General features: G+C 69.2%; 10 protein-coding genes and 1 rRNA gene. 8 read left to right on the forward strand and 3 right to left on the reverse strand.

From position 1 onward, the window contains the following. The first annotated feature begins 11 nt into the window (after nucleotides 1-11). The 5 genes from rrf to ABFC67_RS12145 all read left to right on the forward strand — a co-directional run bounded on the left by rrf (nucleotide 12) and on the right by ABFC67_RS12145 (nucleotide 3,279). Nucleotides 12-126 (forward strand): 5S ribosomal RNA (gene rrf / locus ABFC67_RS12125). Nucleotides 127-238: 112 nt separating this feature from the next. Then, nucleotides 239-1,828 carry an AAA family ATPase gene (locus tag ABFC67_RS12130; protein WP_346738290.1) on the forward strand — a complete coding sequence of 530 codons (1,590 nt, stop codon included), beginning with the start codon at nucleotides 239-241 and terminating at the stop codon, nucleotides 1,826-1,828. Nucleotides 1,829-1,870: 42 nt separating this feature from the next. Further along, nucleotides 1,871-2,554 carry a rhomboid family intramembrane serine protease gene (locus ABFC67_RS12135; protein ID WP_346738291.1) on the forward strand — a complete coding sequence of 228 codons (684 nt, stop codon included), beginning with the start codon at nucleotides 1,871-1,873 and terminating at the stop codon, nucleotides 2,552-2,554. A gap of 39 nt (nucleotides 2,555-2,593) precedes the next feature. Then, entirely contained in the window at nucleotides 2,594-2,914 is a 321-nt protein-coding gene (locus ABFC67_RS12140; protein ID WP_346738292.1) for a DUF1820 family protein, read from the forward strand. A gap of 137 nt (nucleotides 2,915-3,051) precedes the next feature. Then, nucleotides 3,052-3,279 (forward strand): hypothetical protein, encoded by a 228-nt coding sequence (locus ABFC67_RS12145; protein WP_346738293.1) that lies wholly within the window; start codon nucleotides 3,052-3,054, stop codon nucleotides 3,277-3,279. A gap of 7 nt (nucleotides 3,280-3,286) precedes the next feature. Here the strand turns inward: ABFC67_RS12145 and ABFC67_RS12150 are convergent, their stop codons facing one another. Together ABFC67_RS12150 and ABFC67_RS12155 are read right to left on the reverse strand one after the other, a co-directional pair. Continuing rightward, on the reverse strand, nucleotides 3,287-4,009 hold the full coding sequence (locus tag ABFC67_RS12150) for a glutamine amidotransferase (protein ID WP_346738294.1): 723 nt from the start codon (nucleotides 4,007-4,009) through the stop codon (nucleotides 3,287-3,289). A gap of 56 nt (nucleotides 4,010-4,065) precedes the next feature. Next, nucleotides 4,066-5,868, reverse strand: a complete 1,803-nt coding sequence (locus ABFC67_RS12155) for an ATPase, T2SS/T4P/T4SS family (RefSeq protein WP_346738295.1) — start codon at nucleotides 5,866-5,868, stop codon at nucleotides 4,066-4,068. Between the two features lie 66 nt (nucleotides 5,869-5,934). On the opposite strand from ABFC67_RS12155, the gene glyQ reads away from it, so the two are divergent. From glyQ to ABFC67_RS12170, 3 genes are all read left to right on the forward strand, one after another. Further along, nucleotides 5,935-6,843: a glycine--tRNA ligase subunit alpha gene (gene glyQ / locus ABFC67_RS12160; protein WP_346738296.1), complete on the forward strand. Its 909-nt coding sequence runs from the start codon at nucleotides 5,935-5,937 to the stop codon at nucleotides 6,841-6,843. After that, entirely contained in the window at nucleotides 6,836-9,040 is a 2,205-nt protein-coding gene (gene glyS, locus ABFC67_RS12165) for a glycine--tRNA ligase subunit beta (protein ID WP_346738297.1), read from the forward strand. Before glyQ ends, glyS begins: the two co-directional genes overlap by 8 nt. Before the next feature lie 271 nt (nucleotides 9,041-9,311). Then, on the forward strand, nucleotides 9,312-10,889 hold the full coding sequence (locus tag ABFC67_RS12170; protein WP_346738298.1) for a sulfotransferase: 1,578 nt from the start codon (nucleotides 9,312-9,314) through the stop codon (nucleotides 10,887-10,889). Nucleotides 10,890-10,989: 100 nt separating this feature from the next. Here ABFC67_RS12170 and ABFC67_RS12175 read toward each other — a convergent pair whose 3' ends face one another. Continuing rightward, complete coding sequence (locus ABFC67_RS12175; RefSeq protein WP_346738299.1) at nucleotides 10,990-13,818, reverse strand: TonB-dependent receptor; 2,829 nt, start codon at nucleotides 13,816-13,818, stop codon at nucleotides 10,990-10,992. Nucleotides 13,819-13,856: the final 38 nt, after the last annotated feature.

Here is a 13,856-nt window from a genome sequence, read left to right on the forward strand (position 1 = left end):
CGCTCCAGTTCCCTGGCGGCCATAGCGGCGTGGTACCACCCGATCCCATCCCGAACTCGGAAGTGAAACGCGCATGCGCCAATGGTAGTGTGGCTCAAGCCATGCAAGAGTAGGTCACCGCCAGGGACCAAAACCGAAACCCCGCCGCTCATGCGGCGGGGTTTTTCTTTGTGCGCCCGGGATTTCCCCGCGGCTCCGCGGGCCGAGCCCGCCGGCGCGCATCGGGTAAAGTAACCGCATGTACCTCGAGTACTACAGCCTGCGCGAGCAGCCGTTCGCGCCGACGCCCGACCCGCGCTTCGCGTACCTGACGCCACGCCTGCGCGATCTGCTGGCGCACCTGCAGCACGGCCTCGGCGGACACGGCAGCGGCAACCTGGTCGAGCTGACCGGTGAGGCCGGCACCGGCAAGACGCTGCTGTGGCGCCTGCTGTTGACGCAACTGCCGGGGCACGTCCGCGTCGCCTGCATCCTGCACCCGCGGCTGTCGCCGGAAGAGCTGGTCGAAGCCATCTGCGAAAGGCTCGGCGTCGACGCGGCCGGGCGCGACGGCCCGAAAGCGATGCTGGATGCGCTCAGCGCGCACCTGCTGGACGCCTACGCGCAGGGGCAGCGCGTCGTGCTTCTGATCGACGAGGCGCAGGATCTGCCGTTCCCGACGCTGGAGCAGATCCGCCTGCTGACCAACCTGGAGACGCCGACCCATCGACTGCTGCAGGTGATCCTGGTGGGCCAACCGAGCCTGCGCCGGCTGCTGGCGCAGCCCGAAGCCGGCCAGCTCGCGCAGCGCGTGACCGCGCGCTACCAGCTGCTGCCGCTGGACGCGCAGGAAACCGAGGCCTACGTGCGCCATCGCATGAGCGTGGCGGGCGCGACCCGCGTGCCGTTCTCCCGCCTCGGCCTGCGGGCGCTGCACCACCACGGCCGCGGCGTGCCGCGTTCGATCAACCTGATCGCCGATCGCGCGCTCGCGGCGGGCGCGGCGAGCCGGGCCGCGACGATCGGCGAACGCCTGGTCGGCCGCGCGGCGCAGGAATCGCTGCCCGGCCACCTGCGCTACGTCCTGCGGCGCTACGGCGCCTGGACGGCGCTCGCGCTGTTGCCGCTGCTCGCGCTGTGGGCGCTCGGCACGCACCGCGCCGAGGTCGCCCCGGCGCCGGTGGTCGCGCGACCGGCGGTGACGGAAACGGATGCCGATCGCGCCCTCGCCGCGCTGCGCGGCCAGTGGCCCGACGCGCGCAGCAGCCGGCTGCTGGCGTGGAGCGAGCTGCTGGCGCGCTGGCAGGTGGGATCCGGCGACGTCGGCATCGAGGACGCGGCGCGATGTGCGGCGGTGATCTTCCCCGGTTTCGACTGCGTCGGCGGCAGCGCCAGCCTCGATCAGTTGCAGCGCTTCGACCGGCCGCTGGCGCTCGAGCTGGATCCCGGCGACGGCATACGCTACGCGGCGCTGCTCGGCGTGGGCCGTCGCGACGTGCGCCTGCGCCTCGGCAGCCGCGAGCTGCAGCTGCCGCGCGCGGCGTTCGACCGCATCTGGCACGGACGCTTCCAGGCCCCGTTCCGGGTGCCGCCGGAGGTGCCCCAGGTGATGCGCCGCGGCGACGCCGGCGCCGGCGTCGCATGGGTGCAGGCGCAGCTGACCCGGCTCGAGCCCGATGCGTCGCCGCCGCGCGGGCCGGCCTATTTCGACGCCGCGCTGGAGGCGCGCGTGCGCAAGCTGCAGACGGCGTACGGCATTCGCGCCGACGGCGTGGTGGGTCCGGAAACCCTGTTCGCGCTGGCCGCGCTGGGCGAGGACGGCCCGCATCTCGCGCGCGACGTGCCGTGAGCGCGCACGCGCGCGACACGCGCTGAGGCGGGGCAGAGACGCATGTTCGTACACGTCGATTCGCGCCACCGTCCACGCCTGCGCTGGGCGACGCCGCTGCTGGTCGCCGCCTGCGTGGTCGGATTCCTGTGGCTGGCGCTGGCGCCGCCGGAGGCGCGCGTCGGCTTCGTCGTGCGCTGGGGCACGGTGCCGGCACGGCTGTTCGATGCGGACGCGCCGCTGTGGCGGCAGTTGACCGAACTGCCCGCGCTGCGCCTGCTGACGGCCCTGTTCATCCACGTCGACTGGCTGCACCTGGCCGGCAATCTGCTGTTCCTGATGATCTTCGGCCTCTCCGCCGAGCGCGCCCTGGGCTCACGCCGCTTCCTGCTGCTGTTCCTGCTCGGCGGGGTCTGGGCGAACCTGGTCGGCGCGTTGACCCTGGTCAGCACGCGCTCGCCGATCATCGGCTGCAGCGGCGCGGTGTCGGCAGTGGTCGGCGCCTACCTCGCGCTGTTTCCGCGTGCGCGCCTTGGCCTGGTGCTGCCGCTGGGCTTCTACTTCGAGTTCGTGCGCGTGCCGGCGGCGCTGCTGATCGGCTTGTGGGTGCTGGTGCAATTGCTGTTCACCTACATCGGCCCGAGCTTCGGTGCGGTGGTGTGGTGGGCGCACATCGCCGGCTTCCTGTTCGGCATCGCGTTCGCCTGGGTATCGCGCGAGGCGATCGCGCGACGGGCGCGTCGCTGAGCGCTTCCGCCGCGCGGCGCGACACGCGAGAATGTGCGTATGCAAGGCAAGAAGCTCTACAAGGTCACTTTCCTCTCCCAGGGCAAGAGCTACGAGCTGTACGCCCGGCATGTCGCCAGCAGCGCGCTGTGGGGATTCACCGAGGTCGGCGGGCTGGTGTTCGAGGAAGGCACGACGCGGGTGGTGGATCCCACCGAGGAGCGCCTGCGCGAGGAATTCAAGGACACGCGCACGCTGCATCTGCCGATGCAGGCGATCGTGCGCATCGAGGAGGTCGAGCGCCGCGGGCCGCTATCCATCCGCGACGCCGTCAGTGGCGAGAAGGTCACGCCTTTCCCCCTGCCGCCGCATGCCAAGTAAGGCGCAAGGCGGCGCCCGGGTGCGTTCATGTACATGAACATACGCTGAACAAGCGTCGCCCCCCTTGTTCAGCTCGGATGCTTAGTCTTGGCGCTGTGCACAAGCGCGCACTTGGTGCAAAAAACAGGGGCTGCACAATGAAAAAAATCACCGACGCGGATGACGCACGCGACGCAAGCCTGCGCGTGGCGCGCCGCGTACGCGACAGCCTCAAGGCCGCTGCCGCGATGATGGGGCGGCCGCTGTACGACGTCACCAACGAGGCGATCACCCATTACCTGAGCGGGCTCAAGCTGGCCGATCCGCTGCAGGGCGCGCGCGGCGGCGTCAAGGTCGCCCCGCGTCCGCCGCGCAAGCACGACTGAGGGGGGATCAGCCGCCGGCACCCGCCCACGCAGGGCCGCCGGCGTCCAGCAACCGCCGCGCGTGCGGCGTCGGCCCTACCTCGTGCAGCAGGCGCGGCACGTCGAGCCCTTCCTCGCGCAGCTTGGCGGCCCGCCTGCGGATATAGGCGGCCATCGCCGCCGTGCTGAATTCGGGGTGGAATTGCGTGCTGAACGCACGTTCGCCGTAGCGCAGGATCTGGTGCGGATCGCGTTCGGAGCGCGCCAGCACGCGCGCGCCGGCCGGCGGTTCCAGCACGCTCTGCTCGTGCGTGGTGTGGGCGCGGAACGCGGGCGGCAGCGCGCGCGACAGCGGGTCCGTCTTCGCCGCGGCCAGCAGCTCGACGCGCTGCGTGCCGATCTCGCGCCCGCCGGGCAGCCAGTCGACACGACCGCCCAGCGCGTGCGCCATCAACTGGTGGCCGTAGCAGACGCCGACCAGCGGCAGCGCCGCATCCATCGCGTCGCGGATCCAGCCGGCGGTGCGCTCGCTCCACGGCGCCCGCTCCGTGACCATCGCCGCGGAGCCGGTGATCACCGCGCCCGCGCACATGCGCGGCGGCGGCAGCGCCTCGTCGCGGTCCACGCGCACCACGCGCAGGCGCTGCGGGTGCACGCCGAGCGCAAGGCGGAACCAGTGCGGGAAGTCGCCGAGGCGAGCGCGGATGGAATCGGGCGCCGAGCCGGTCTGTACGATCAGGAGTGGTTTCATCGTCCGCGCATGGTACGGCGCCTCGCGGCGTTTGCGTGAACCGGCGCCAACGCGCATCACTCGCTTGGCGGCAACACGCCCAGCACTTCGCCCACGGTGGTGACGCCGCGCGCGACCTGCGCGGCCGCCGACACCTTCAGCGGACGCATGCCCTCGGCCAGCGCGGCGGTACTGAATGCGCCGAGGTCGAGCTGCGCGCCGAGCATGCCGCGCAGGCGCGGCGACAGCGGCATCATCTCGTACACACCGGTGCGGCCGAGGAAGCCGGTGTTGCGGCACTCCAGGCAGCCGACCGGCGCGAACATGCGCGCCGGCGGCGGCACGTCGAAGCCGTGGGTCAGCACGCGCCAGCCGTCGAGGTCGGTATCCGCCTCGGTCTTGCAGTGCGGGCAGAGCGTACGCACCAGGCGCTGCGCGACCACGCCGGTCAGGGTCGACTGGATCAGGTAGTGCGGCACGCCGAGGTCGAGCAGGCGCGTCACCGCACTGGGCGCGTCGTTGGTGTGCAGCGTCGACAGCACCAGGTGGCCGGTCAGCGAGGCCTGCATCGCCATCTGCGCGGTTTCGAGGTCGCGGATCTCGCCGACCATGATGATGTCGGGATCCTGGCGCAGCAGGGTGCGCACGCCGGTGGCGAAGTCGAGGTCGATCGACGCCTGCACCTGCATCTGGTTGAACTCGGGGCTGACCATCTCGATCGGGTCTTCGACCGTGCACACGTTCAGCTCCGGCCGCGCCAAGTGCTTCAGCGTGGAATACAGCGTGGTGGTCTTGCCCGAGCCGGTCGGGCCGGTGACCAGCACGATGCCGTGCGGCCGCTCGACCATCGCCCGCCACAGCGCTTCCTCGTTCGGCGCGAAGCCGAGCTGGGCGAACTGCTTGACCACGATGTCCGGGTCGAAGATGCGCATGACCACCTTCTCGCCGAAGGCGGTGGGCATGGTGCTGAGGCGCAATTCCACCTCGCGGCCGCCGGCCGAACGCGTCTTGATGCGGCCGTCCTGCGGGCGGCGCTTCTCGGCCACGTCCATGCGACCGAGGATCTTGATGCGCGCGGTCACCGCGGTCATCACCGGCGGCGGCAGCTCGAACACCTTGTGCATCACGCCGTCGATGCGGAAGCGCATCTGCCCGGCCTCGCGGCGCGGTTCCAGGTGGATGTCGGACGCGCGCTGTTCGAACGCGTACTGCAGCAGCCAGTCGACGATGTGCACGACGTGGCGGTCGTCGGCGCCGAGCTCGCCGGTCTTGCCGAGCTCGATCAGTTGCTCGAAGTTGAGGATCGCCGCGGCGGCATCGTCGCCCTTGGCGTCCTTGGCAAGCTGGATCGACCGCTGCACGCCGTAGAACTCCAGCAGGTAGCGGTTGACGTCGAGCGGGTTGGCGACGACCAGCTTGATCTCCCGCCGCAGCATCTGGCTCAGGTCCGCCAGCCAGCGCCGCTCGAACGGCTCGGCGGTGGCGAACACCACCTCGCCGCCGCCGGCCTGCACCGGCAGGATGCGATGGCGCTGCGCGTAGGCGTGGCTGACCGCCTGGGTGACGGCGGCCACGTCGATCTTCATCGGGTCGATCTTGAGGTAGGGCAGCTCGGCCCTGTCGGCCAGCCACTGCGTCAGCACTTCGAGGCTGAGCGGCTTGCCGGGATCGCGCGCGTTGGGCAGCTTGGCGTTGGCCAGCACCACCAGCGGGTGCAGCTCGACCGCCGAACGGCCGGCGCGCGCGCCGACGCGCACGCGCTTGGCGTCGTCGGCATCGAGGTGGCCGTCGACGATCAGCGCAGCCAGCACCTCGTCCAGTTCGAGCCGGCCGCGGCGGCCGAGCGGATGGCTGGCGGCGGGATGCGGATGTACGGCCATGGCGCGGCGTTCCCCCTGCGGGCTGCCGGTATACTAGCGCGCTTCGCCTCGAGCCCACTGCGAACCATGTCCGCGCCGACCTTCCAGGAGCTGATCCAGACCCTGAACCGCTACTGGGCGGAGCAGGGCTGCGTGCTGATCCAGCCGTTCGACACCGAGGTCGGCGCCGGCACCTTCCACCCGGCCACCTTCCTGCGCGCGCTGGGCCCGGAACCGTGGGCCGCGGCCTACGTGCAGCCGTGCCGGCGCCCGACCGACGGCCGCTACGGCGAGAACCCCAACCGTCTGCAGCAGTACTACCAGTATCAGGTAGTGATGAAGCCCAACCCCGACGACGTCCAGGAGCGTTACCTCGGCTCGCTGAAAGCGCTCGGCATCGACCCGCTGGTGCACGACCTGCGCTTCGTCGAGGACAACTGGGAGTCGCCCACGCTGGGCGCCTGGGGCCTCGGCTGGGAGGTGTGGCTGAACGGCATGGAGGTGACGCAGTTCACCTACTTCCAGCAGGCCGGCGGCCTGGAGTGCCGGCCGGTGACGGGCGAGATCACCTACGGCCTCGAGCGCCTGTGCATGTACCTGCAGAACGTCGACAACGTGTTCGACCTGGTGTGGACGCACGCGCCGCACGGCGTGGTCACCTACGGCGACGTGTTCCACCAGAACGAGGTCGAGCAGAGCACCTACAACTTCGAGCACGCCAACGTGGAAGCGCTGCTGCGCTGGTTCGACGTCTGCGAAGGCGAGGCGCTGAAGCTGGTCGAGGCCGGCCTGCCGTTGCCCGCCTACGAGCAGGTGTGCAAGGCCAGCCACGCGTTCAACCTGCTGGATGCGCGCCGCGCGATCAGCGTCACCGAACGCCAGCGCTACATCCTGCGCGTGCGCACGCTGGCGCGCAGCGTGGCCGAGGCGTACCACGCGCAACGCGCGAAGCTCGGCTTCCCCGGCCTGCAGCGCAAGGAGGCGGTCCATGGCTGAGCGCGAGGACACCGACGGCAAGCCGCTGCTGATCGAGATCGGCACCGAGGAACTGCCGATCCACGCCGTCGACGAGCTGGCGCGGGCGTTTGCCGACGGCATCCTGCGCGGCCTCGAAAGCCGCCGCGTGGACATCGGCCAGCGCGCCGGCGACCGCGAGCCGCGCGCGTACTCCACGCCGCGGCGCCTGGCGGCATACCTGCCGTGGGTGGCGACGGCGCAACCCACGCAGCAGGTGGAGGTGCTGGGCCCGACGGTGAACGTCGGGCTCGATGCGAACGGCCAGCCCACGCCGGCGCTGCAGGGCTTCGCGGCCAAGAACGGCGTCGACGCGAACCGGCTGGAGCGCATCGCGACCGACAAGGGCGAGCGCTTCGCCTACCGCAGCGTCAAGCCGGGCCAGCCGACCGCGGCGCTGCTGCCGGAAATCGTCGCCGAGGCGCTGAAGGCGCTGCCAATTCCCAAGCCGATGCGCTGGGGCGCGCACGACTTCGCCTTCGTGCGTCCGGCGCACTGGCTGGTGATGCTGCACGGCGACCGGGTGGTCGAAGGCGAGGTGCTCGGCCTCAAGGCCGATCGCATGAGCCGCGGCCACCGTTTCCACGCGCCCAGGCCGCTGTGGATCACCGATGCGGACGCCTGGCTGCAGGCGCTGCGCGACGTGAAGGTGCTGGCCGATCCGCTCGAGCGCCGCGAGCGCGTGCGTGCCGAGGTCGCGCGCGTCGCCGCCGAACTGGACGGCACGCCGCGCCTGTCGGACGCGCTGGTCGAGGAGATCGCCAACCTCACCGAATGGCCGGTGGCGGTCGGCTGCGCGTTCGAGCGCGAGTTCCTCGCCGTGCCGCAGGAAGCGCTGGTAATGACGATGGAGACGAACCAGAAGTTCGTCCCGCTGTTCGACGCCGCCGGCAAGCTGAGCGAGCGCTTCATCGGCGTCGCCAATATCGACAGCAAGGAGCCGGTGCAGATTCGCCGCGGCTACGAGCGCGTGATCCGCCCGCGCTTCGCCGACGCGAAGTTCTTCTTCGACGAGGACCTGAAGGCGCCGCTGGACGGGTACCGGCAAGCGCTGCAGGCGGTCACCTACCAGCAGGCGCTGGGCAGCGTGTGGGACAAGTGCATGCGCGTGGCCGAGCTGGCGCGCGGCATCGCCAACCGCCTGCGCGAGCGCGGCGTCGCGCTCGACACGGCGCAGGCGGTGCGCGCCGCCGAGCTGTCGAAGTGCGACCTGCTGACGCGCATGGTCGGCGAGTTCCCCGAGCTGCAGGGCGTGATGGGCCGCTACTACGCCACCGCACACGGCGAGCCGGGCGAGGTGGCGCAGGCGCTGGACGAGTTCTACATGCCGCGCCAGTCCGGCGACGGCATTGCCTCCGGCGCGGTCGGTCGCGCGCTGGCGGTAGCCGAGCGCCTCGACACGCTGGCCGGCATTTTCGCGGTCGGCCTGAAGCCGTCCGGCAACAAGGACCCGTTCGCGCTGCGCCGCGCCGCGCTCGGTCTGGCGCGTACGCTGATCGAGGGCGGCCTCGAGCTCGACCTGCGCGCGCAGCTCGCCGAGGCGCTGGACCTGATCCCGGAGGCCGCGTTCGCCGCCGGCCTGAAACCCGGCAAGGACGGCAAGGCGCCGGCGCTGGACGTCGGCGCGCGCCGGCAGGCGCTGGCCGCGGACATCTACGCCTTCGTGCGCGATCGCCTGCGCGGCTACTACCTCGAACAGGGTTTCAGCGCCGAGCAGTTCGAGGCGGTCGCCGCGCGCGACGACGCGCCGTTCGCGCTGCCGAGCCTGCTCGACTTCGATCGCCGCCTGCGCGCCGTCGCCGAGTTCGGCCGGCTGCCCGAAGCGGCGAGCCTGGCCGCCGCCAACAAGCGCGTGGCCAACATTCTGCGCAAGGAGCTGCAGGACACGCCGGGCGCCGCGCCGCCCGCGGTCGCGGCGGAGCTGCTGCGCGAACCCGCCGAGCAGGCGCTGTGGTCGGCGCTCGAGGCCGCGCGCGGCGACACCCGGGCGATCGTGCACGAGCGCCGCGACTACGCCGCCGCGCTGGCGCGCCTGGCCGCGCTGCAGGCGCCGATCGACCGCTTCTTCGATGACGTGATGGTAGTCGCCGAGGACCTCGCGCTGCGCGCCAACCGCCTCGCCCTGCTGGCGCACATCCGCGCGCTGTTCAACGCCGTCGCGGACATCGCGCGGCTGTGACCGGCGCGCACATATCCACCCGGGATTGACGCGGCGTTAAGGTTTTATTACGTTCGGCGACGGTCATGCCTGAAATCGCGGCGCGGACGCTGGGGTCCGCCGCCCACGGCAAGGCCGGGCCTGGGACGAAACGCGTCCGGGGTTCCTTCGGGGAGGGAGAGTACGGCCGGCGGCGCGGGGGCGCCGTCGGCTTTTTTGTCGGCAACGCCATTCGACGTGCCTCGAAGCGGATACGGCGAGGGTCGCTGCCGGCGAGGTTTGGGCTCGGGGCATGCACGAGGCGCACAAGCCACTCGACGATCGCCTTTGGACGCGGGCGCAACGCTACCTGCGCGACGGCCAGGTCACGGCCGCGCGCATCGCCCTCGAGGCCTTCCTGCAGAAGAATCCCGACCATGTGCAGGCGCATTTGACGCTGGGCGGGATTGCCTACAAGCAAGACCGCTTGCGTGCGGCGACAAGCCACGCGTTGGACGCGGCCCGGCGACTGCCCGCCGATCCCGAGCCGATCTGCGATGTCGTCGCCGCCCTCCTGCAGGTGGGCGAGATCGTGCAGGCGCGCCGCTGCCTCGATCACCCGGCGCTTGCCGGCGCCGTCCCGGGCCCCGTCCTCGTGCGCTTGGCCGGGCAGCGCCAGGCGATCGGCGAACACGGGGCGGCGTTGGCGCTGCTCGCGCGCGCGCGCGAGGCGGGCGTCGAAGGGCCGGAGTTCGGTTTCCATCTTGCGACCCAGTTGGGCTTCAACGGGTATCTGCAGGAAGCCGAGGCCGAACTCGATCGATGCGTCGGCACGGGAATGGCGCCGGGGCGGGCCTATCTCGAGCTGGCGCGGATGCGGCGGCAGACGCCGCAGCGCAATCACCTGTGCCTGCTGTCGCGGCGCATCGAATGCGTCGAAAAGGGCGGTCTCGACCACGTGGGGCTCGAGTTCGCGTGTTACAAAGAGCTGGACGACCTGGGACGCTGCGACGAGGCATGGGAGGCGCTTGCGCGCGGCAACGCGATGATGGCGGCGCGTCTGCCGCAGGATTCGGCGGGCGAGCGGCGGATCCTGCGGGATCTCGTCCGCGTGTGCGGCGCGGATTTCGTGAAAGCGGACGGTACGGTCCACGACGGCCCGCAGCCGATCTTCGTGATCGGCATGCCGCGTTCGGGCACGACGCTGCTCGAACGGATGCTGAGTCGGCACTCCCGGGTGAGCCCCGCCGGGGAACTCGGCGACTTTGCGCGGCAGTTGCGCTGGGTCGCGGATCACGGCACCCGGCACCAGGTCGACGAAATTCTCCTGGAGCGGCTGCCTTTTCTGGATTATGCGGAGCTTGGCCGGCGGTATCTGGCGCAGACGCAGTGGCGCGCGCGCGGCAGGCCGTTCTTCATCGACAAACTGCCGCCGAACTGGATGCTGGCCGGATTGATCCGACGCGCCTTGCCGCAGGCCCGCATCCTGCACATGGTGCGCGCACCGATGGACGTCTGCTATTCCAACTATCGGGCGTTGTTCGGCGATTCGTACGCCTACAGCTACGAGCTGGGCGCTCTGGCGCAGCACTACCGCGGTTACCGCCAGGTCATGGAGCACTGGCACGAAGTCATGCCGGGGCGGGTGCTGGACGTCGCCTACGGCCGCCTGGTGAACGATCCTGGCGCCACGGTGCGCGAGGTGCTGGCGTTCTGCGGTCTGGATTGGGAGCCCGGATGCGCCGAGCCGCGGAGCGACAGCGAGGCCGTCGCGACATTGAGTTACGCGCAGGTGCGCGAAGCGGTGCACACGCATGGCGAGGACGCGTGGCGGCGCTATTCGGCACAACTGCGCGGGTTGAGCGAGGCGCTGGCGGCTTCCGGCGAGTGAGCAAGCGGCGCGAAGACGCGGAGCGTGCGCGTCGCAAAAAAGAAGGGCCGGCATTGCGCCGGCCCTTTTCGCATGACGAGGCTGATGACGCTCGCGACGATCAGAATTTGATGTCGTATTCCAGCCAGTACGCGCGCCCGAAGCCGTTATACGAGAAGACGTTGTAGTACGGCGGAGCGGAGTAGTTGCCGCCGGCGTAGGACCAGTCCGTCGGCGGCCGGCGGTTTGCGATGTTGTTGACGGTCAGTTCGATGTAGGCGTCGTCGGTAACGTTGTATCTCACGCTGCCGTTGAACTGCGCCCAGCGACCGAACGCGCCGGTCCCCCCGTAATTGACCGACTTGCCGTACAGGGTGCCGAAGATCGTGCTGGTCCAACTCCCTTTCTCCCAGGACACGCTGGCGCTGGTGCGGGTCTTGAATTCATAGGAATTGAAGTTGTGCAGCAGGTCGATGGCCGGGTCGGCCGGATTCTGCCGGTAATGGTGGTTCAGCTCCACGTAGTACTGGCCGGAAAGGGCCAGGTCGCCGTACCTGCCAAGCTCGGCGCGGTAGGTGGCGCCGGTCTGGATGCCGGACAGCGTCTCGCTGGCGATGTTGATCGGGTTGACCGTGATGTACTGCAGCTTGTCCTGGGCAAGCAGGAACGGGTCATTGGACGGGAACCGCGTCACCCTTGAAATCGCGTCCTGGCAAAGCGCGGAGTTGATGTCGTAGGGCTGACCGCCGAACGAGGTGCCGAGGCGGCAGTTGGCCTCGTTCTGCAGCAACGTGCTGATGCTCTGCGTCGTCACCTCGTTGCTGATGGCGACGTGCGTGTAGTCCGCCTTCAGGTCGAAGTTCTTCGTGGGCGACCAGACGAAGCCGTAGCCGAAGGTCTTGGCGGTGATGTCCTTGAGGTCCTTGTTGCCCCGGTTGAAGGCGAAGGCGGTGATTCCGGCCTGGCTGCAGTTGGACAGGTTGTTCTGGTCGTAGCCGAGCAGGCGGCAGTAGTAGTAGTCCGTCGCGCCGGTGTAGAACCCGCTGTCGCCCTGGAAGACGTAGTACATGTCCGGGGCGCGGAACGCGGTGGCGTAGTTGGCGCGCAGCAGCAGCGTGTCGACCGGCCGGTATTCCAGTCCCAGTTTGTAGGTGGGCTTCGAGTCGTTGCGGCCGCTGTAGCGATACGTGTCGTAACGAGCGGACAGGTCCGCCGCCAGCTTGTCGAACACCGGGATGCGGATTTCGCCGCCCACCGCGTAACGCTTGCGCGAACCAGCGCCCTGCGTGCCGGTGACGTTGTTGAAGTCGCCCGCGACCAGGCGGGGATCCACCGGGCTATGGAAGGCCTGATTGCCGGCTTCCACGATGCCCGCGAAGCCCACCGAGCCGGCCGGCATTTCGAACAGGTCGGTGTTGGTCACGGTCAGGTGGACGTTCTGCTGCCAGGACAGCGACCGGCTCTTGATGAAGTCGGTCATGCTGTCGTACTGCTGGGGCGTGAGCGGCTTGTACAGGTTGGCGAGGTTGGTGTCGTACACGGGGAAGCCGTAGCCGTACGGATCCGTGCCCAACTGCGTGCCGAGGTAGTAGTCGTTGAAGGGCTTGGTCAACGCCCAGCGCTGTGACGCATCGGTGTTGACCTGCGAGCGGTTGTAGTAGGCGTCGTAGGTCCAGTCGGAAGCCCCGAAGTTGCCGCGCACGCCGAAATTCGCGTTGTACTGGCGGGTATAGATGGTGCCGGCGTTGGCGTCCACGCCACCGATTTCCTCCGGCGCAAAGAAGCGCTGCACGCTGACGAATCCGTAATTGGGGTCGAAATAGACGCCCGAGTAGGGATTCGCGGACTGCTTCAGGCTGGGGTTGAAGAAGCTCCAGTACGGCGCGCCGCTGTTGAACTTGGGCTTGGAGAAGCCGTACAGGATGTCGCCGTACAGCTCGGCGTTGTCGTTGAGGCGGTACGTCAGGTTGAGATAGCCGCTGGCGTAAAGGTTCTTGTTCAGCAGCGTGCCGTAACCTTCGTCGTTGTAGCTGCCGCAGAAATTGCCGCGGCCCGGGCGGTTCAAGTACTGCAACGTGCCGCCGAAGAGGCTCGACAGGCCCGAGCAGGTGTCCTTGCCGGGGTCGAAGTAGGTGCCGCCGAACGGATCGAAGAACAGGAAGTCGCGGCCGCCGACGTAGGGCGGGCCCCACGGGTTGTCGAGGCGCGACTTCTGGAAGCTCTGGTTGACGCGTATCGGGTTCTGATTCTCGACGCTGAGCGCGTAGGTGGCGTTGAGGTTGCCCCAGCTATGGCCACCGCTGAACTGCAGCCGCTCGTTGCTGCCTCCGCCGTTGTGGTATCCGCCCATGCGGAAGCTCACGGAGGTGCCGTCGACCTTCTGCTTCAGGACGATGTTGACGACGCCCGCCACCGCCGATGAGCCGTACAGGGACGACTGGCCGCCCGAGAGGATGTCGATGTGATCCACGATCGACATCGGGATGGTGGACAGGTCGACGAAGTCCTGCGACCCGTTGTAGGGCAGCGGGTAATTGGCCACCGGATGGCCGTTGATCAGTATCAGGGTGAATGCCGGGTCGAGGCCGAACAGGCTGATCGTCGAGGCGCCCGGTGTGAAGCTGCCGAACGTGGCCGACTGGGAATCCTGCACGGAGCCGGTAGCGACCGTCTGCGTGCGCAGCGCGTCATAGACGTTGCGGAAGCCTTGTGCTTCCATATCCTTCGACGTGATCGTGATGACGGGCGATGCCGTCTCGATCTGCGCCTGCGGGATCAGCGAGCCGGTGACCGTGATCTTCTGAAGCTCCTTGGCTTCCTTCTTGGTTCCCTGGTCCTGAGTGGTTGCGGCATCGGTGGTGCCGGTGGTGCCCTGGGCACGTGCGATACCACCCCACGCCGACAGTGCCAGCGCGGCGCAGATCGCCGTTGTCAAAAGCTTTCGATCCATGTTGTAACCCCCAAAATATTTAAGAACGCACAAGCCGT

Source organism: Mizugakiibacter sp. (genome assembly GCF_039680435.1).
In the GTDB taxonomy this organism is placed as follows: domain Bacteria; phylum Pseudomonadota; class Gammaproteobacteria; order Xanthomonadales; family Rhodanobacteraceae; genus Mizugakiibacter.